The organism is Gilvimarinus sp. DA14, from assembly GCF_024204685.1.
GTDB lineage: Bacteria > Pseudomonadota > Gammaproteobacteria > Pseudomonadales > Cellvibrionaceae > Gilvimarinus.
In genome coordinates, this window is record NZ_CP100350.1 from 2,013,004 (window position 1) to 2,032,595 (window position 19,592).

A 19,592-nucleotide genomic window follows, 5' to 3' on the forward strand; every position below is an offset into this window, starting at 1 on the left:
AATCGTTACCAATAGTATCCGATGTTAATGTTAAACCGCCCCTGCCAATCGTCCTCGCCGCCTCCGGCCAACGAACCGGCACCAAAGTACGGCATATTTTTCGCCATAATGTAATCCACATAGGTGAACAGAGGGCCACTGCCAATTGCACAACCGGTGGTGTTGATTTCGGAGTTCACTGCGCCATGGATGGATTTATCCAACAAAGAGTAATCGTTATAACAGGTCAAACTGTCGATTAAGCGCCAGGGCGATGGCAAGTTGTAGGCGATATTGGCGACTAAGACATCGGCATCGCTGTCGATGTCGTAGCTGCCGGCAAACGCGCCCACCCGCACCACGGACGGGTCCACACCCGCGGGATCTTTAGCATCGTATTCGTAGGAGGTGCCCTGCAACTGAAAATTCCAGCGCCCGCAGCGGCTGTCTAAATGGGCAGCGCCCGCATAGCGATCGCCATTACTATCGGTGCTGGCATTGTACATTTGCCCCACTTCAACCGAGGCACCCACTTCAGTTTCACAACCAGAGTCCAAGCCAAAGGTATAGGCAAGTCGTCCATTGAAAGTGTTGGTTTCTTCGTTTTGTTGTTCGCCTACCCGCACCAGATCAAAAGCGTAACGATCGAGATTAGTAGCGTCGTTCAGCTCTTCGTTTTTGTAAAACGCAAGCTGCGAACTCCAGGGGCCGTCGCTACGCACATACTTGACACCCATGTCATAGTCATCCGCCAGCCCCACATAGTAAGGCACGCCATACCAGGCATTGTGTGAGGCATAGGGTAAAATACCAAACGGAACCTGACTGATGCCTACCTGCAACTGGCTATCGTCATCAAACTCGTAACCCACCCAGCCGTGGTGAATGACGTTCATGTAGGCGTAAAACCGATACTCCGCGGAAATCAAAAAATCATTTAATTTTCCGTCCACATTCAGGCGAAACACATCCAGCCCACTCTCGCCTTTTTTACCTACCGAAGCGTCCACATCATCGCGATAAATTACGTTGAAACGCAGTGCCCCACCAATGTGAATCGGCGGCTCATCCGCCTCTTTGGCTTCAGAGGCATCTTCACGTTCAGCAGCTAGCTCCACCGCGCCCAGGTTTTGCTCGGCAACACTGTTTTGCTGACGCTCCAGTGCTTCTATGCGCTGCTGTAAAATTTCAATCTGCTCCTGCAACTGCTCGTTGGTCTGTTCCGCACTCGCGCTCATCGCTAAAACAGAAGCAGAGCTGATTACAAAATAACGTATAGCGTTCACGCTGGCCTCCTAGCTCGCTGATGGTGTGTGCGGCTTATTCTCCGATCCACCTTTTTTAACTCCCGGCTCATCCTCTGGCGGCTCGGGCGGAGTCGCCAACATGTCGTCGTGCTCTTCCATACGCCAGGGCAAGCTGGCGGTAGAGATGTGCAAAAAGTGCAGATGCTTTTCAAACTGATCGAGAATATCGGTAATAATATCCTGCTGATCAAAGCCGAACACATCGTAAGACTGCCCACCGCGGCGCAGGAAAACCTCAGCGCGATAGTAGTTTTCTTGCTCTTCATCAGAGCGTAAACCCTGTTCATACGCATAATCTGGCAGCGGATGCTCGAGGCGACGGATCTCGTAAATAAAATCTACGTGTTCGTCTTTAATCACTTCCAGATAGATGCGGTTATTATCCCGATCCTCGCGCACCGCGGCCTGCCAGCCCTCTTTAACCAGCTCGCGTTCTACCCGATGCATCGCTTTACTGACGGTGGTGTCCATAAACTGCTGAACTTCCTCAAGGTTGGGAAAGTTCACCAGGCCGTGCAACCGCTGGCGCCATAGGCCTCGCCCGTTGGTGCCAGAGAAGCGCTGATGCACATCGGTTTTCAAACTGCTTTGGTGGTGTCCTTCAATGACCAGGGCGCGCCACATACCCACGGCCGAAATAATCATAATAATGCTAAACGGCAAAGCACTGGCAATGGTCATGGTTTGCAGTGCGCCCAGCCCGCCGGCGAGCAACAAGGTGCCAGCCACAACGCCCTCGGCAGAGGCCCAGAACACGCGCTGCCAGGCAGGCGTGTGTAATGCACCGCCCGAGGCCAGGGAATCGATCACCAGCGAGCCCGAGTCCGAAGAAGTAACGAAGAACGTAATAATCAGCAACACAGTAATGAACGATACAACAGAGGTCCAAGGCAGGACTTCGTACAGTTTAAACAAGGCGATGGCCTGGTTGTTCTGCACCTCACCAATCAGCGAGGTGTAGCCCTCGTTCATAATTTCATTGAGCGCGGTATCGCCGAAAACCGAAAACCACAAAAAGGTAAACAGTGAAGGCACCAACATTACCCCCACCACAAACTCGCGAATGGTGCGGCCGCGACTAATCTTGGCAATAAACAGCCCCACAAATGGAGCCCAGGCGATAGTCCAGCCAAAAATAAACAGCGTCCAATTTCCAATCCAGTCGCTGCGCGAATAAGCTTCCAAGTTAAATGTGCGCTCGACAATGAAGTTGAGATAGCTACCGGTGTTTTGTAAGAAGGTTTCCAGAATGTGTACCGACGGGCCGACAATAAAGACAAAAATCATCAGCGATACGGCCAGCACCATATTCAAAATAGACAGTCGCTTTACGCCTTTATCCATGCCCGCAACTACCGAAAAAATTGCCAAACCGGTAATGCAGGCGATGGTAATCAGCTGCACAGTGGTACTGACGGGAATGGACGGCCAAAGATAATTAATCCCGGCATTAATTTGCGTGACGGACAGCCCCAGGGTGGTGGCAATACCAAACATAGTGCCGAGAATGGCAAAAACATCCACCGCGTGACCGATGGGCCCGTAAATGCGATCGCCCACCAACGGATAGAGCGCCGAGCGAATAGAAAGTGGCAAGCCGTGGCGGAAGGCAAAGTACGCCAGTACCAACCCAACCAGGCCGTAAATGGCCCAGATGTGAAAACCCCAGTGAAAAAAAGCGATTTGCATTGCCTGTTTCGCAGAGCCGACTGTTTCTGCCGCTCCCGCTGGCGGCGAGGCGTAGTGAAGCACCGGCTCCGCCACACCAAAAAACAGCAGTGCAATACCGTAGCCGGCTGAGAACAACATGGCGAACCACTCGGGAAAGCTGTACTGCGCATCGGCATGATCCGGGCCGAGCTTGATACTACCCCACTTTGTCATGGCCACACTGACGATAAACACCAAAAAGAAAGCCACCGACAGCATATAAAACCAGCCGAAGGTTTCGGTGATGTAAGAAAGGGTTGATTCAAACAGATTACCCGCTAAATCTGGATTGCTGATGGTGCCAACCACCAGTAAAAAGATAACCACCACAGCGGGGATAAATACTGGAATGAGAACCGTAGAACTGCTCTTGGTTTTTTCTTCCGTCATAAGTCCATCCTGGGATTGCAAAAAACTTTCTTAGACTAGTGCCTGATAACACTATTTAAGTACAGCCTATCAGTTGACTGCGCGCATTTCATCTTGCAAGCCCTGCACGGCAACTAACAGCCAGTAATTTGAAGTTCGCGCCCGCGTTGGGCGGAATAGTCAATGAAGCGCCAGGTTGAGACATTTCACACTGCAGACAAAACCTGGCAGAAGAGGCTGAGCGCTGCACACTCATTTGCCTATCTTCACTGCAACACACATAAGCACATCTTCGGGCGGTTCAGCGTCCGCCCTGATCTTGTTAAGGGTAAATTTGGCTCCAATCTTCTTTCATATCGACGACCAACCAACCGCGCTGGGAGGCTTCATCCAAGGCGGCATCAAGCTTGCCGATATGCGACTTGCGGTCATAGGCGTATTCGCGCTCGGCATCCGTGTGGTGAATAATGACGCCCAAACGCGGGGTAGTGTCGGTTTCGTTGCGAGCAATAGTCGTGTACTGCAGCATCTGTAAATCACCATCTGAATTGCCTATCGCAATTAATGGTCGACGCCCAATATGGCGAGAAATACCAACGGGCTTACCCTCTTTATCGTCGATTAAACTAAGAGCCGGCTGGCGTATTACGGCGGGCACGCCATCATTCATTACATATTTAGCCTCAATGGTAGAACCCACAACCTGCTCAGGCGGCACACCGTAAACATCCTCTGCAAAAACGCGTAAAAAACCAATACCGCCACCAGAGACAATAAACACTTTAAAATCATTGGCTCGCAAGTAATCCATCAGCTCAAGCATCGGTTGATACACCATATCGGTATAGGTTTTTCCCGTGCCCGGGTGCTTGGCATTAGCCAGCCAATCGGCGGCAATTTGTGCGAACTCCTGCTCCGACATTCCGGTATGAGTTTCCGCGATAATTTTCATTAAAGCGTCCATTCCACCGGCGGACAGTTTCTTCATATCTCCATTTAAAACACTTTTGTAAGGCTCAATCTCTTTCCACTGCGGATTATCTTTGGACAGAGCCTTGATGCGATCCAGCGCGAACAGCAGCTGAAAATAAACAGGCTGTTCGGACCAGAGTGTGCCGTCATTATCGGTGGTTACAATGCGTTCAGCCGCAGGTACAAAATCAGCGGAGCCAGGAGTTGTGACTTTTTTGACGTATTCAATAATGGTCTGTTTGGTGGGGCCATCTTTCCAGGACGGTAAGGGCTCGTCAGCTTGCACGTTTACCGCAAGCGCGAAAAGCAGCCACACTGAGATAAAAGATGCCAGCCTAGCGTGAACAGATGTGTTCATAACCAATATCCTTTTGCATCGATACGGCGAGCGCGAGCCCGCACTAAAAATAGTTGTTGAGCGGTAGCTGCGAGGTATTCGCAAAATTGAACTGTTGTTCGATTGCACGCATAGATCAACCACACCTCTGTGGTGTTCTGTGTGGCCGCGCACTCAACACAGGCGTAATAGTATAGCCACTTTTATGACAGCTGATAACCGCAGCCACGCCAGCTAGTCACATTGCTTCCTCGCGCTGGCGGACAATATGCAGCAGTTAGAGCCTCGTTTGCTATTCGCACACACAAACACGTTTGTTCACAGCGGGGATCAGACTACAAGTTCTGAGGATTAAGCTGCCAAACCACCAGATTCAGTGCAACAGCAAAGGTTACCCACCCCCAACAGGGCAACATCAGTGCCGCCGCCCAGCGGCTGACAAAGGCAAAGTGGTACACAGTGCAAGAGAGTAGCGCCCACAGAATCAGGACATCGAGAAACGCCAGGCCACCCATTTTCCAGGCAAAAAATAGCCAGCACCACAGGGCATTAGCCACTAACTGTAAAACAAAAAATATCAGGCCTTTACGTGCGTGCGGCTTAGCTCGCTGCAGCCACACGAGCCATGCAGCTACCGCCATCATAACGTACAGCGCCGTCCACACCGGGCCAAACGCTTTACCTGGCGGTGCCCAGGACGGCTGCTGCAGTAGACTATAAAACTCCTGCGCATCTGCAGCCGCGAGACCGCCAACACCGGCAGCGGCAAAACTTAAAGCCAACCAAGCTAATAACGCCAGCCATGAGCTCCGTGTTGCAAACAACTTCATTATTGCGTCCTTATTGGTTGAACAATCCTCGTTGCACTACGCACCGAGGACTATTTTGGCTCACTGACATACCAAGCCCGAACTGACTCTTTACTGCACTGTGACGTCGCAGCGCACTTGATCCTACGGCTTAGGAATCTTCCACCACCGGCTTCACTCGCGGATCGGAATCGATCACCGCGTCCAAGGCTTCTGCCAAGGTGGGGTAGACAACAAAATTCCCGTTTTCTGGCTTTATTTGCGCCTTCACCATCGCCTTTAACGGCTGAAACTGTATATCAGACAGTACCAGCTCTACTTTACGTTTTTTACAGCGCTTTAAGAAAGTAGCAAAACCGTCAAGTCCACCAGCATCCAGTAAAGGCACGCCATCCATATGAATCACTAAACCGCGCTGGTCCTTTGCCAATCGATCCAACTCGGCAAATATCTTATCCGCCGCGGCAAAAAACAGCGGCCCAGAAATTTTAACCACCCGCCACCCCTCTGGCAGCGGCTTGGGCACATGTTTGAGCTTTTTGGTGATATCACTGACCTTTGTCATGGCGGCGATATCGCGCATAAACAACAGGGCAGCAATCACCACCGCGCTGCCAATCGCCACTACCATATCCACCATTAGTGTGAGCAGTAAGCAGACCGTAAACACCAGTACATCCGCAGGCGGTGCGGTGCGCACAGTGGCGATAATCTGGCGGCCGTAACACATCCGCCAGGCGACAATAATCACCAGCGTGGCCATAGAGGCCATGGGCAAGTGCTTGAGGTAGGGAGCAATCCACAGCAAACTCACTGCAATCACTAGTGCATGCACCACCGAGGCCATAGGTGTTGCCGCCCCGGCGCGAAGGTTAGTGGTGGAGCGCGCCAGCTCGGGGGCGGCACTGAACCCACCAAAAAATGCCGCCGCCGTATTACCCACCCCCAGGCCAAACACCTCGGCATTCGCGTGATAGCGCTTGCCAGTCATGCGCTCCAGCATTACCGCGCACAGCAAGGCCTCAATAGCTCCCAGCAAGGCGATAGTGAGCGCCTGGGGCAAGAGCGAACTCATCATCTCCAGCGACCAGGGCTCCCCCTGGCTCTGCTGCCAGGGGAGAACTAACTCCGGCAGAAAGTTGGGAATGCCCGCCACGGTATGCCCGGCTGGAGCCTGATACTCAAAGCTGGTGGCAATGGTCGCCACCGGGTAACCCCAGTGCGCCAGTAAAAAGGCCAAGAGCGTACCGGCAACAATGGTCAGCAAATGAGCGGGAATGGGAATGCGCAACAGTGGCCAGGCGTACATCACCGCAAAAGAGACAAAGCTCACCAACAAAGTGGGCCAGTGCACCGTAGCCAGATGCCGCAGGATCATCCACAACTTGGCAAAGTAAAAATCCGGCATGGGCTCTGTCAGCACCAGGCCGAGCAAGTCAGGCAACTGAATAGTAGCCAAAATAAGGGCGATACCCAGGGTGAAACCAAAAGTCACGGTATTGGGAATATAGGTGACCACCCGGCCGAATCTGGCCACTGCCATCAGCATCATAAACACGCCGGACATCAAGGTCGTAAGCAGTAAACCCGACAAGCCAAACTGCTGCACTACCGGCTGTAAAATAACGACGAAAGCAGCGGTGGGGCCGGACACCGAAAAACGCGAGCCGCCCAACAAGGCCATCAACAAGCCCGCCACCAGCGAGGTGTACAAACCGTGTTCGGGCGGCACGCCGATCGCGATGGCCAGAGCCATAGATAGGGGGATGGCCGAAATGCCCACAGTGATGCCAGCCAGCAAATCGCCGCGCAGCTTGGCGACGTTATAGCCCTCATCAAAGCAGCTTTCGCGCACAGCGCTCGCTACCTTCAACCCCAGTAAATTGCGTCTTGCCGACATAGCGCGCCCGTTTCCAGCTCCTTGAACTCAACTGTAAAGTATACACCTGCCCCCTTGCCAAGCCCCGGGCAAAGGGATATAACACTTGTCACAATAATGACACAATATACGCCACGACACTGATCGTAGGCTCACTGGGCGGATGTATGCAGTGCACCAGATTAGCGAAGTATGTAGCCTTCTTTGCGGCTCTCATTAGCATTATCCTTTGCTTGAGCCCGAGCGCTTTGGCGCAGCCCAAAGTATCGCCGAGCGCCCCTATGAAAGTAACACTTTGGGGCGGTAAAAACGGCCGCACCGCCTACGAAGCCGACCTTCTGCAGGCCATTCTCCAGGCCACCGACGATGAGTATCCGGCGTATCAGTTTAGTATCAACAATGACCTTCTAGGCTCCGAGCGCGGCCGTCAGGCTGTAGCACAAGGGGACATCGTTAACGTCTATGTCTCGGGCCTGCAACGCGATAACTACACCGAAAGTGGCCAGCTTTTACCCATTGAACTCCCTACCATGAATGGCTTGCTGGGCTATCGCGCAGCAATAGTGCGCACCACCGAGCTACCCCAAATACAAAATTCCGCAGCGCAAAATCAACTGCGTAATTTAGTGATAGGCCAGGGCAAAGGTTGGCTCGATACCGACATTCTGCGCTTTAACGACTACACGGTAGATGACAGCGGCCGCTATGAGAACTTATTGAATATGCTTGCCTACGGGCGCTTTGACGCTGTACTGCTGGGCCTTGCCGAAGCGCAAAGCGAGTTGCGAGCCAGCGCGGCGGCCAGTCAGCTCAGCATCCTCCCCGAGCTGATTCTTTACTACCCGCACGCCATGGTTTTTTACGTCAGCGGCAGTCAGCCTGAGCTTGCCCAGCGAATCCACCAAGGGCTGGTTAAAGTTACCGACAACGGCACTCTTAACCAGTTAATGCAGCGCCACTTTGGCTCAGCACTGGAGGCCATTCGCCAGCGCGAGACGCAAATGCTCGTACTGGATCACCCCAACCCGACCCTGTTCCCCGATTTAAAAACCCCATTATTGGCCCAGCATCCGTGATTTACAGACGCGCCTGATAGCGACCCAGCGGCGCCTGGTGTTGCCAACTGCGATCGGCACGCACCACGTAGCGCAACGCACCGCGGGGCACCAGCGCATCGAAGGGATAGCAGGTTACCAGCCACAGGGTGTCGGCCGAAGGTTCTATCCACAATTGCTCGCGGCTGGCATCGGCAATGGAATACTGGCTGATGGTGTAGCTGCGCCATACACCGTCTTCGCCTTGCCAGCGCAGGGTGTCGCCGCGCTTGAGTTCACGCAAAAAGCCAAAGTGAGTATCCCGGTGCCCGCCAATGACCCGGGCACCCGAGGCAACCGAACCGTCCAGCAATCCCGGCCCAAAGGCCAGCGCCTCACCGTGCCCGCCGGCAAGTACAAACAAATCGCGCTGCACTCGCCCGGCGCTGTCAACCCACTGTAACCGGGCCACTGGCTGAGTATCGGCCCAGGGCCAGGGCGCGACGCGCAGATTAGGCGCCGCCAGCTTTTGCTGCCAGGCGCGTTCAATCAGCAATTGCGCGAGGCTTGCCTTTACCTCAATACCCAGGGCACTGCCCCACTGCCAGCACAACACCATCACAAGGATGGCACTGACCAATAACCGGCCGCGGTTTTTCCTCACAAAGTGCGTCGCATTAATGCCCATAGCGCACCCCCCGCCCCTGCAATACCAACAGCGCCAGCAGCGCCAAAGCTCCGAGCAGCCAATGCCAAGCAACACCTGTCGCGGTTTGCGGGTAACCGACTGCGCGCATGCTGGCGCCGGCAGGCATGGCATTGGCCAGAGCCTGCTCGCGGGCCGTCTCTGCAGCGGGTTTGCTGGGGGTCTTGTCCACCGCCACTAAGCTCGTAAAGCGCGACATTAATTGGTACTTAAGCGCTACCGGGAGTATTTTTCCAGAAGCGCTGTCTCCCTCACCTGCGCGGTAGGCCTCGTCCTCTAAAAAAGCGATTTTCTCGCGGCCAAAGCGCTGCGCCAACAAAGGCACAAATTCTTCTTCACCGCCTACCGCACCATCGCCTAACACTAACTCGCGCAGCCAGGGCTTACCGGCGGACTCCCCACGCACCACCACCCGTGCATCCGAGCGCGATGGCCAGGGCGGTAGCTTGGCGATAACCTGCACCGGCTCGCCCCAGTACAAATCCGGCACCTGGCGGGGAAAAGCCTCTACTGGCTGCGGCCAGTCGATACTGACATTGGTCACCACCGGCTTTTGCAATTTACTCAACAGCTGCTGCATACGCTCCTGCACCTGATTGGCATTGGCAATTTCGGTGAAGCTGCCGCGTCCAAACTCCGCCGCGCGACGCATAAAAAACCGGTTGGGAGCACTGCCGATTGCTACGGTAAACAGGCGCGCGTTGCCTAACCGGCGGTGAATAAGCGTTAACAACTGTGACTCATTACCCACACTGCCATCGGTAACAAACACAATTTGCTGCAGGTGTGATTGCTCGCCTTTGTGATCAAAGGCGCGAGACAAAGCAGCATGCATTTCAGTGCCGCCATCAGCGCGCATAGCAAGGATTTCTCGCCTTGCTTCTAGTTTATTGTGTTCACTGGCCAGCACCGCCTGAGAAAATACGGCGCGGGTTTGACTGGCAAAAAACACCACATTAAAACGGTCGCCAGCGCTCAGCTGGTCCAGCGCCATCAGTGCACTTTGGCGCGCCTGCTCTATGGACTGCCCGGCCATGGACCCCGAAGTATCCACCACCAGAATCAACTCGCGAGGCAAGACTTGTCGTGAATCGATTTGCTGCGGGGGCATCAACAGTATTTGTGCGTAGCGCTCACCGCGCCACTGACTGACAAACTGCGCAGCTACCGGCGCGGCATCCGGCTGGGCCCGCCAGCGCAGTTCAAAATCGCGATCCATCTCGGCTGTGTTCTTTTGCAGCCTAATGCGACGCTCTGTCTGAGCCGCAATCTCGACGCTGATGGCATGGGTATCACTCACAACACTCTGCAATGGCATACCCGCCTGCAAATGCACATCGAGCGTCATGGGGTTTAACAGTTTTGCCGGGCGACTGTGCAGCTGAGGCGGAGTCATTAAGTGGGCATCGGCCACCTGATCAGTAGGCAGTGCCCAGCCGCTAACACCGGTGGCGATACTCGCCTCGGGCAGTAAGTCAGAGCGGGTGACGCCCGGAATATAGCGCGGTGTTAAGGTGGTGGGGATGCGCAGACGAAACTCTCCCGAGTCATAGATCACCTGCTGGCTGTAGCCCAAAGTCACCTCCACGGTTTCCCCCGGGCCCACGTTGGCCAATTGCTGGCGAAACAGATTGGGCCGCTGCTGCTCTACCAGGCTCGCCTTTTGCCCCGCAGCCTTCGCGGCGGCGAAGGTTTCTCTCGCCTTTTGCTTCTCCTGTATTTCACCTTCAATAATCCGCTCACCGACTTTCATCGTCAGTCGGCTAACGGCGCTGTCCTCCGGCAGCGGAAACACATAAGTGGCATTCACCCAAGTATCGGCGGTGTTTTTAAACTTCTGGGTCAGCTCTACCCGCGCCTCCAGCCCTTGAATAGTAAGCGTGTAGTGGCTGGCGAGGTGCAATGCCTGCCCGCCCCCATCCAGCTCAAGCTGCCCAGTTTGTTCACTCGATTGCGCCGCGGCACTAAAACAGACCGCAAGCAGCAACCAGAACCCCATAGTTTTACCCATCTCACTTCTCCGTTGATAGCGATAGAGCCAGTAAAACAAAGCAATAGGGAGGCGCCGGGGCCGAAAAAGGCAAAGCGCTGATCAATTGTGATTAAATATGGCAGGAGGAAAAATCATGCAGCCGATTACCGTTGACGCGCAGGTCAGCCTGCAACCGGTTATGGTGGCCGACGCCGCGGAAATATTTGCCCTAGTGGACAGCAATCGTCTGCACCTGCGCCAGTGGTTGCCCTGGGTAGACGCAACCACCACATTAACGGATATGCAAAAGTTTCTTGCCGATGCCTCGCAAGACAACAAGCAAGGCCGCGACGCCACGTTCTGCGTGGTTCACGCCGCCAGTAAAGTAGGAATTTGCTCGCTCAATGCGATCAATAAATCGCCGGGGCAAGCGCGCATTGGCTACTGGCTAGCGGAAGATTATTGCGGCCAGGGCATAATGAGCCGCAGTGTGAACAGCCTGTGCCAGTTCGGCTTTGCGGTGCTCAAGCTGCATACATTGATACTCTGCGCCGCCGAACACAACGAAAAAAGCCGTGCAATTGCCGAGCGACTGGGTTTTAGCAATACCCGAAAAATCATGGCGGCAGAAGATTTATACGGCGAAGAGGTTAATCATATCCGCTATGCATTAACGCTCTCGCAGTTCGAGAAAAACGATTATGACCCCAGCAATTATTCTGCTTGATAAGAGCAACACCCAGTATCGTTTACACGAATATACTCACGCCGCAAATTGCACCGCTTATGGCGAAGAGGCGGCCCAGGCGCTGAACGTCGCGGCGGCGCGTATATTCAAAACTCTGGTGGCGGAGTTGGCCGACGGCGAATTGGTTGTCGCCTTGGTAAGCGTTGATTCAACCTTGCAGCTCAAAGCGCTCGCAAAAGCCGCTGGCGCGAAGAAGGCTAGCATGGCAGCGGCGGCAAAAGTTGAGCGCACCACAGGTTTCGTGCTGGGCGGCGTCAGCCCACTGGGACAAAAGAAAACCTTGCGCACATTTATCGATGCCGCCGCGCAAAACTTCTCCACTATATACATCAGCGCGGGTAAGCGCGGCCTGGAGATCGAGCTAACCGCGCAGGATTTAGCGGCCTTAACTCGCGCCCGCTTCTGCAATATTGCCACCCCATGATATAGGCTATAGTTTATTGCCCGCTAAACGATTGCATAAAAGTGTACGGTTTAGGACATTGCAGCAGAGGAAAGCTTATGCCCGCTCCCATTATTCTCGGCGGCGCCGAGGGTGCCAACATCACCCTGGAACCATCACTGGCCAATCGCCACGGCTTGATTTCCGGTGCCACCGGGACCGGCAAAACAGTCAGCATGCAGGTATTGGCCGAGTCATTTTCGCGCCTAGGGGTGCCGGTATTTTTACCCGACATAAAAGGTGATCTATCGGGCATAAGCCGGGCGGGTAAAGCCCACAAAAACATAGACGCACGCCTCGCCGCGATGCAGATACCGGACTTTGCCTTTGCCGGTAACCCGGTGCGATTATGGGATTTAACCGGCGCCAAGGGCATTCCGGTACGTCTGTCCATTTCCGATTTAGGCCCGCAGCTGTTGGCGCGCCTGTTGGATTTGAACACCATCCAGGAATCTATTCTCAGCATTATTTTTGACTATGCCGACGATCAGGGTTTACTGCTTCTGGATTTAAACGATTTGACCACCAGCCTTAACTTTGTGCAGCAAAATGCCAAAGAGCTGCAGGCGGAATACGGCCGGGTCTCGGCAGCCTCGGTGGCCGCTATAAAAAGGCGCTTATTACTTTTGCAGCAGGAAAACCTGAGCAACTTTTTCGGCGAGCCGGCGCTGGACTTTGGCGATTTAATCGCCCAGCAAAATGGCGCTGGCGTTATCAATATTCTCGATGCCAGCACCTTGATGCAGAGCCCTAAAACCTACGCGGTCTTTTTGCTGTGGTTAATGTCTGAGTTATACGAACATTTACCCGAGGTAGGCGACCCAGAGAAGCCAGTCATGGTTCTGTTTTTCGATGAAGCGCACCTGCTTTTTAACAACACCCCCAAGGTGTTTGTAGAAAAAATCGAACAGATTGTGCGACTGATCCGTTCCAAGGGTGTGGGTATCTATTTTGTCAGCCAGAGCCCTGGCGATATTCCCGACAATATTCTCGGCCAGTTGAGCAATCGCATTCAGCACGCACTGCGAGCCTATACCCCCAAAGAGCGCAAAGCCGTGCGCGTAGCTGCGCAATCGTTTCGCCCCAATCCAGCACTAGACACCGAACAGGTTATTGCCGAGTTGGGCGTGGGTGAGGCGCTGGTATCAACACTTGAAACCGGCGGCATACCCGCCGTGGTGCAGCGAACCTTAATGGCACCACCGCGCTCTAAAATTGGCCCCATCAGCCAAACGCAGTACAAGGAGTTAATCCGCGGTGACACCCTGCTCAGCAAATACGCCACCACCTTAGATCCGGAATCCGCCCACGAAATACTGCTAAAGCGTCAGGCCAAAATGGCCGAACGTGCGGAATTAGAAACGCAAAAGAGCAAAAAATCCAACCGCCGTGGCTCATCGCGCCAAAGTGTAGGTGAGGCGTTTATGAAAAGTATTGCCCGCAGTTTTGGCAGCGGGCTGGGGCGAAAATTGGTGCGGGGATTGTTGGGATCGTTACTTAAATAGGGCCCGAAAACGTATCGCACTGGCGAATATCGCCACTCTCAAACCCGCGCGTAAACCAGTTTACCCGCTGCTGAGAGGTGCCGTGGGTGAAGGACTCGGGGGTAATGTATCCGCGCGCCTGTTGCTGCAAGCGATCGTCGCCAATGGCCGAGGCGGCCACTAAGGCTTCATCTAAATCGCCCGGCTCCAATAAATCGCGAAACTTATCGGCGCTGTAACCCCACACGCCGGCAAAGCAGTCGGCCTGCAACTCCTGCCGTACCGACAGCTCATTGGCCTCGGCCTTACTCACCCGCGCCTGCTGCTCGCGCACCTTAGGGGAAATACCCAACAGCGTCTGCACATGGTGGCCCACCTCGTGGGCGATGACATAAGCCTGAGCAAAATCGCCGGGGGCGTTGTGGCGATTTTTTAAGTCCTGATAAAAACTTAGATCGATATACACCTTGCGATCCGCCGGGCAGTAAAACGGCCCCATGGCAGAGTCAGCGCGGCCGCAGGCGGAGTTAACCGCGCCGTTAAACATCACCAGGGTCGGCTCTTGATACTGACCGCCGCCCTCGGCAAAAATCCGCCCCCAGGTTTCTTCGGTATCGGCCAACACCACGGCGGTAAACTCCGCCAGTTCCTGTTCGGCGGCACTGGGTTGGTAAGCCGCACTCTGCTGACCCGATGGCCCGGAGGCGGATAAAAACGGGATATCCACACCCAGATAAGAGGCAACCAATAACCCGCCAATAACCAACACCACCCACTTACCGCCTTTGCGCCCTAGCAGCATGGGTAACAGTCGCAGCAAAGGCGCCGCACCCGAACTACTACCAGAGACCCGCTGCCCCCGGCGATCTTCAATATTGCTGCTGCGTCTGCGGTTTTGCCAGCGCATAGCTCTCTCCTTGAAAGGGTAAACCTAAGGAACCTCTGTTAGCCAGAAGCCGGATAGAACTTAATCAGAGGTTCCCTAAATAATAGCCCGCCAATATGGCCGCTTGCGTATTTTTTATCGGACGATGTTAAAGCCTTCTTCGGCGCTGGGGGCCTCAAAATAGCGACTTACCTGGGCAAACATTTCCGGCGTGTCGGTCTGCGCGCGACCGGGCTCGGTCTCGCGGCGCTGTTTAATCCGTGCCAGGCACACCGCGTCCGTCTGCTCGATATACACCAACCGATGCTCTGCCCCGACCTCCGTAAAAATATCGTGAAACCACTGCCGCTGCGCTCTGGTATTGGCGGGAAAGTCCAGCACCACATCCGTACCCGCCAGTAAAATCGACTGAACCAGGCTTTTAACCTGCCCCTTTAACCGCGTAGACAGCTGAACATAATCCACCAAGGATGCAATTTGCCCCGGGTACAGTGCCGCCAACCACTCGTCCTCACTAATCAGCGCTACACGGCCGTCTGCCGACATTTGCTTGGCGCGGGTAGACTTACCCGCGCCCATTTTGCCGCAAAAAAAGGTGAGCGTACCTGTGCTCATTCGCCTTTGCCCTTATTGCGGTTGCCAATTTCGCGCATAAGATCGCGCCACGAAATAATCCCCACGGGCTTTCCATGCTCACTGACGACCGGGACACAAGAAATTGAATGGGTATTAAAAAGTTCAACCACCTCGAGAATTGAAGCAGTTTCGTAAACAGTCACGGGGTTGCGACTCATAATCTGGTGGGCTTTCTTTTGCAGGGTCGCCAGGTCTTTGCTGGTGGCCGCTGGCGTCCCTAGATTGGGACTGATGGCTTTAAAAAAGTCGCGGTCGGATATCACGCCCAATAGCTTGGTGCCCTCAACTACCAATAAGTGATGAAAGCTTACGTGGTCAAAAATCTCCTTGATCAGGGCGAGGGAATCGCCCATCTCTACCGTAACCAGCTTAGAGCTCATTAAGTTTTTAGCTTTCATAAATACCGCTTACGCCTTTTAGTGTCTTTAAGACTACTGAAATACACCTTTTATAAATGCCGGTTGTGTTGTTGGTAAGAGAGCGAAGCGGCGGACAAACTCAAACCCGCTAAGGCTCGTCATCCTCCGTCAGGCGGCGAATCCGCGCCTGCTCTTCTTCGTGCTCGGCCATTACCGCTTTAATCTCTGCCAACACCGAATCCACATCCGCGTCGTCTTCATCGGCGGCATAGACACCGGTAATGTCGGTTTCGGGCGTCAGCTCACCCTCGGCAAACAGTGCCCACATTTCTCCAGCGTAGTCGGTGTCGGCAAGCTCCGGAGCAAAGGCGGCGTAGTATTGGGTAATTTTATTCACGTCGCGGGTAAACATCTTTTGGGCATTGTTATTAGCGGCGGCGTCCACTGCTTGGGGTAAATCAATAATCACTGGACCATAGGGGTCGAGCAGAACATTAAATTCCGACAAGTCGCCGTGCACCAGCCCCTCACACAACATCAGCTTAATGTAGTGCATCATCACGGCATGATCTTCCAGCGCTTGCTCGCGGGTTAAGATCACATCGTCCAGGCGAGGCGCTACATCGCCCTCATCGTCAGTCACCAACTCCATCAGCAATACGCCGTCCACGCAGCCGTAGGTTTCCGGCACCCGCACCCCGGCCTTTGCCAGGCGCGATAGCGCGGTGACTTCGGCGCTCTGCCAAATCTCTTCTTGCTGCTGGCGTCCGTAAGAAGAACGTTTCGCCATGGCGCGAGCCCGGCGACCGCCGCGCACCGAGCGCCCCTCTTGATACTCGGCGGCTTTTTTAAAACTGCGCTTGGCAGCGTCCTTGTAAACCTTGGCGCAGCGAATGGCATCGCCACAGCGGACAATAAAAATATCCGCCTCTTTACCACTCATTAAACGAGACTGAACCGAGCTGATTAAGCCATCATCCACCAACGGCTGCAAACGTTTTGGAACTTTCATTATTCGTGTGTAGCACCTATTGAAAACTGCCAGCCACAATAGAAGTACTGGCGGCAAAGTGCAACGGGGATTGACGGGATTTTATCTACTGGGCGAGAAAAGGAGAGCGGCTTACGGTAAACGAGAATAGCCCATTGCTGATGGCCTTGGGCGTTGATCCACTTTTGGCAGGTATATTGCTATATGCAGTTATATGTAATCCAATCTGATTTACATCTCGTAAGCCTAAAAGAAGAAACCATGGAGATAAGACATGAGCATTTTTGATGCCCTGCGCGAAGACCACGACGTACAGCGTAAGCTGTTGGATGACTTGATCAGCACCCAGGGTAAAAGCCGCGAAAGAGAACAGTTTTTAAACCTGATTAAAGAGGCCATGGAAAGTCACGCCGCCGCCGAAGAGCGCTATTTTTACAAACCCCTTATCGATTTTGACACAACCATTGATCACTCCCGCCACAGCGTGGCTGAACACCACGAGCTGGAAGAACTGCTTGAAGACTTAACCGACACCGACATGGACTCTTCTGCCTGGATGGCTAAAGCAAAAACGCTACAAGAGCGTCTATTGCACCACCTGGATGAAGAAGAGACCGAAGTGTTTCCACTTGCCGGTAAAGCACTAACGCCCGAGCTGAAAAATAAACTGGGGTCCGACTATGTGGCCGAAATGTCCAAGCGAAGCCATTTTGCCTAAGCCACGTCAAATTCAGCACCACGCGTAAGGAGCCATTAATGCCTGCGGATTCCGCCATCCGATCGTTCGACGACTATGTAAAAACGCTGTACCCCGACTACGATGCCTTTCATCAGGCGACCCACGATATTGCCGAAGACGTTATCCCCTACCTACTAGAAAGCGATGATCAGGAAGGCATAGAAATTCTTAAGTATTTGGCACAACCGGACCGGGTGATCGACTTTCGGGTAGATTGGCGCAACGACAAAAACCAGACCGAAACTCACCGCGGCTTTCGCGTTCAGTACAACAACGCCTTGGGCCCTTACAAAGGCGGCTTGCGCTTTAGCGATTCGGTTGACTTAAATGTGCTGTTTTTTCTGGGCTTTGAACAGTGCTTTAAAAACGCCCTTACCGGCCTGCCCTTGGGCGGCGCCAAAGGCGGCGCAAACTTTAACCCCCACGGCCGCAGTGATGAGGAAATCCGTCGCTTCTGCCAGGCGTTTATTACCGAACTGGCGCGCCACATAGGTCCGACCACAGACATTCCCGCCGGTGATATCGGTGTCGGCAGTCGCGAAATCGCCTTTATGTTTGATCACTACAAAAGCATTACCGGGCGGTTTGAATCAGCCCTGACCGGCAAAAGCCCCGCCTTTGGCGGCAGCTGTGGACGGCAAGAAGCCACGGGCTACGGCGCTGTTTACTTTACCAAAGAGATATTGGCGCACCACGATGACAGCCTTGAGGGCAAGCGCTGCTGCGTATCCGGCTCGGGTAATGTGGCCCTGCATACCGCCGAAAAGCTTATTGAACAACAGGCCCAGGTACTGACTCTGTCCGATCGCGGCGGCACCGCTACATTCCCCGACGGACTCGACCAGGAAACTCTTGCTAAGGTGCAGCGCAAAAAAGCGCAACGCCAGTCTCTGCAAGAGATCTGCGAAAAATACGATTTTGAGTATCACGACGAACAAAAGCCGTGGCAACAAAAGTGTGACATTGCCTTTGCCTGTGCCACGCAAAATGAACTGGAAAAGCAGGACGCCCAAAGCCTGGCGGATAATGGCTGTCGCTATGTCATTGAAGGGGCGAATATGCCCAATACCGATGGCGCCTTAAAGCTGTTTGCCGAAAAGGGTATTGTGGTCGCGCCGGGTAAAGCGGCCAATGCCGGTGGGGTGGCGGTTTCCGGATTAGAGATCAGCCAGAACCGGGCACTGATGCCCTGGAACATCGACCGGGTGGATGAAGAGCTGAGAAAAATCATGAAAGATATTCACAAAAGCTGCGTTAAATACGGCGAGCAAAACGGTACTGTTAACTATATTAAGGGCGCCAATATCGCCGCTTTTAAACAGCTTTCCGAGGCGATGACTTTGTACGGCAAAGTCTAATTACCAACAATTCTGGCATTGGCTGGGCTGATCGATACTTCAGTCCTGCCAAAACACACCCTTTAACACCACCCCGCTATTAGGCCCGCACCAACCGGGCCTCCAGTAGTAAGTTGGGGCCCAGCTTTACCACCTTTACCCTGCGCGGGTTAAGCCCCAACTCTTGCAGGGTTTCATGAATTTCCGGTAACTGCTCCGCTTGCGGCGCCGCCAGTAATAGTTCGCGCACCGCGCCCAACACCATTTTGACCGGCACGGCGATAAAGTACACCGAAATCAGCACCATCATCATTGGGTCGGCGTATACCGCATAGTGAGACCAAGCCGTTTGCTCCAGCAACCAGGCCAGCACAAAGCCAAAGGTTACGGCGGCGCTTAAGACGCTGTCCATAAACCACTGGTGTTGCTCGGCCTGCACCAAGCCACTGTCGTTGCGGCCGAAAGCCCAGCGCAGATAACCCCACACCATAGCGCAGCCCACAAAACTGATGGCGCCAAATCCTATGGCCATATCAACCTCGATCGGGCGGCCGCCCTGCGCCAAACGCACCAAGGCCGACAGCAGCGAGAACAAGCAGACAATGGCAATCACCAAACCTTTTACGGCAATGACTAAAGGCTCTACCGCACCCAGGCCAAACGGGTAACGACTGTTAGCCGGGCGGCGAATAATTCGCGCGGCGTACAGCGAAAGCAGCGACAGCCCCAAGCTGATCAGCGAATAAGCGCCGTCGAACAAAATCACCATTGATTGTGCCCACAGCCCCCAGACGGTGCCAGCCACGGCAAACAGGCCAGCCATTAGCGCCGATATAATCAGCGCCATATTTTCCCGCGCCAGATACGTAAACATTTTGACCTCCCATGCGTTACAG

Annotated in this window: 18 protein-coding genes; 6 read left to right on the forward strand and 12 right to left on the reverse strand. The window is 54.0% G+C overall.

The genetic code is table 11. From position 1 onward, the window contains the following. Nucleotides 1-5 precede the first annotated feature (5 nt). The 5 genes from NHM04_RS08870 to dauA form a co-directional block, all read right to left on the reverse strand. The gene (locus tag NHM04_RS08870; RefSeq protein WP_254263436.1) at nucleotides 6-1,265 is read right to left on the reverse strand and encodes a porin; all 1,260 of its coding nucleotides are present in this window, start codon (nucleotides 1,263-1,265) and stop codon (nucleotides 6-8) included. 9 nt (nucleotides 1,266-1,274) lie between these two features. After that, nucleotides 1,275-3,386, reverse strand: a complete 2,112-nt coding sequence (locus NHM04_RS08875; protein ID WP_254263437.1) for a BCCT family transporter — start codon at nucleotides 3,384-3,386, stop codon at nucleotides 1,275-1,277. 301 nt (nucleotides 3,387-3,687) lie between these two features. After that, complete coding sequence (locus tag NHM04_RS08880; protein ID WP_254263438.1) at nucleotides 3,688-4,695, reverse strand: HAD family phosphatase; 1,008 nt, start codon at nucleotides 4,693-4,695, stop codon at nucleotides 3,688-3,690. A 314-nt stretch (nucleotides 4,696-5,009) separates the two neighbouring features. After that, nucleotides 5,010-5,504: a TspO/MBR family protein gene (locus NHM04_RS08885; RefSeq protein WP_254263439.1), complete on the reverse strand. Its 495-nt coding sequence runs from the start codon at nucleotides 5,502-5,504 to the stop codon at nucleotides 5,010-5,012. A 130-nt stretch (nucleotides 5,505-5,634) separates the two neighbouring features. After that, nucleotides 5,635-7,383 (reverse strand): C4-dicarboxylic acid transporter DauA, encoded by a 1,749-nt coding sequence (gene dauA / locus NHM04_RS08890; protein WP_254263440.1) that lies wholly within the window; start codon nucleotides 7,381-7,383, stop codon nucleotides 5,635-5,637. A gap of 260 nt (nucleotides 7,384-7,643) precedes the next feature. Between dauA and NHM04_RS08895 the strand changes: the two genes are divergently transcribed. Next, entirely contained in the window at nucleotides 7,644-8,438 is a 795-nt protein-coding gene (locus NHM04_RS08895) for a transporter substrate-binding domain-containing protein (RefSeq protein ID WP_254263441.1), read from the forward strand. A 1-nt stretch (nucleotide 8,439) separates the two neighbouring features. Here NHM04_RS08895 and NHM04_RS08900 read toward each other — a convergent pair whose 3' ends face one another. Together NHM04_RS08900 and NHM04_RS08905 are read right to left on the reverse strand one after the other, a co-directional pair. Next, nucleotides 8,440-9,084, reverse strand: a complete 645-nt coding sequence (locus tag NHM04_RS08900; RefSeq protein ID WP_254263442.1) for a class GN sortase — start codon at nucleotides 9,082-9,084, stop codon at nucleotides 8,440-8,442. Beyond that, nucleotides 9,074-11,113 (reverse strand): marine proteobacterial sortase target protein, encoded by a 2,040-nt coding sequence (locus NHM04_RS08905; RefSeq protein ID WP_254263443.1) that lies wholly within the window; start codon nucleotides 11,111-11,113, stop codon nucleotides 9,074-9,076. The genes NHM04_RS08900 and NHM04_RS08905 overlap by 11 nt, the downstream gene beginning before the upstream one ends. Nucleotides 11,114-11,228: 115 nt before the next feature. On the opposite strand from NHM04_RS08905, the gene NHM04_RS08910 reads away from it, so the two are divergent. The 3 genes from NHM04_RS08910 to NHM04_RS08920 all read left to right on the forward strand — a co-directional run bounded on the left by NHM04_RS08910 (nucleotide 11,229) and on the right by NHM04_RS08920 (nucleotide 13,769). After that, nucleotides 11,229-11,801 carry a GNAT family N-acetyltransferase gene (locus NHM04_RS08910; protein WP_254263444.1) on the forward strand — a complete coding sequence of 191 codons (573 nt, stop codon included), beginning with the start codon at nucleotides 11,229-11,231 and terminating at the stop codon, nucleotides 11,799-11,801. Then, nucleotides 11,776-12,246: a Cys-tRNA(Pro) deacylase gene (gene ybaK / locus NHM04_RS08915; protein ID WP_254263445.1), complete on the forward strand. Its 471-nt coding sequence runs from the start codon at nucleotides 11,776-11,778 to the stop codon at nucleotides 12,244-12,246. The genes NHM04_RS08910 and ybaK overlap by 26 nt, the downstream gene beginning before the upstream one ends. Nucleotides 12,247-12,323: 77 nt before the next feature. Then, nucleotides 12,324-13,769 (forward strand): helicase HerA-like domain-containing protein, encoded by a 1,446-nt coding sequence (locus NHM04_RS08920; RefSeq protein ID WP_254263446.1) that lies wholly within the window; start codon nucleotides 12,324-12,326, stop codon nucleotides 13,767-13,769. Here the strand turns inward: NHM04_RS08920 and NHM04_RS08925 are convergent. From NHM04_RS08925 to NHM04_RS08940, 4 genes are all read right to left on the reverse strand, one after another. Next, nucleotides 13,762-14,655: a neutral zinc metallopeptidase gene (locus NHM04_RS08925; protein ID WP_254263447.1), complete on the reverse strand. Its 894-nt coding sequence runs from the start codon at nucleotides 14,653-14,655 to the stop codon at nucleotides 13,762-13,764. The two genes, NHM04_RS08920 and NHM04_RS08925, sit on opposite strands and share 8 nt — an antisense overlap. Nucleotides 14,656-14,769: 114 nt before the next feature. Beyond that, complete coding sequence (locus tag NHM04_RS08930; RefSeq protein ID WP_254263448.1) at nucleotides 14,770-15,249, reverse strand: ATP-binding protein; 480 nt, start codon at nucleotides 15,247-15,249, stop codon at nucleotides 14,770-14,772. Then, a complete protein-coding gene (locus NHM04_RS08935) occupies nucleotides 15,246-15,668 on the reverse strand; it encodes a CBS domain-containing protein (protein ID WP_254263449.1) in 423 nt (140 codons plus the stop codon). Before NHM04_RS08935 ends, NHM04_RS08930 begins: the two co-directional genes overlap by 4 nt. A 109-nt stretch (nucleotides 15,669-15,777) precedes the next feature. Continuing rightward, complete coding sequence (locus NHM04_RS08940) at nucleotides 15,778-16,641, reverse strand: PA4780 family RIO1-like protein kinase (RefSeq protein ID WP_254263450.1); 864 nt, start codon at nucleotides 16,639-16,641, stop codon at nucleotides 15,778-15,780. Nucleotides 16,642-16,894: 253 nt separating this feature from the next. Here NHM04_RS08940 and NHM04_RS08945 point away from each other — a divergent pair, with 253 nt between their 5' ends. After that, nucleotides 16,895-17,338 carry a hemerythrin domain-containing protein gene (locus NHM04_RS08945; protein WP_254263451.1) on the forward strand — a complete coding sequence of 148 codons (444 nt, stop codon included), beginning with the start codon at nucleotides 16,895-16,897 and terminating at the stop codon, nucleotides 17,336-17,338. A gap of 38 nt (nucleotides 17,339-17,376) precedes the next feature. Continuing rightward, complete coding sequence (gene gdhA, locus NHM04_RS08950; protein ID WP_254263452.1) at nucleotides 17,377-18,717, forward strand: NADP-specific glutamate dehydrogenase; 1,341 nt, start codon at nucleotides 17,377-17,379, stop codon at nucleotides 18,715-18,717. Nucleotides 18,718-18,796: 79 nt separating this feature from the next. Here the strand turns inward: gdhA and NHM04_RS08955 are convergent, their stop codons facing one another. Next, the gene (locus NHM04_RS08955) at nucleotides 18,797-19,570 is read right to left on the reverse strand and encodes a cation diffusion facilitator family transporter (RefSeq protein ID WP_254263453.1); all 774 of its coding nucleotides are present in this window, start codon (nucleotides 19,568-19,570) and stop codon (nucleotides 18,797-18,799) included. Nucleotides 19,571-19,592 lie beyond the last annotated feature (22 nt).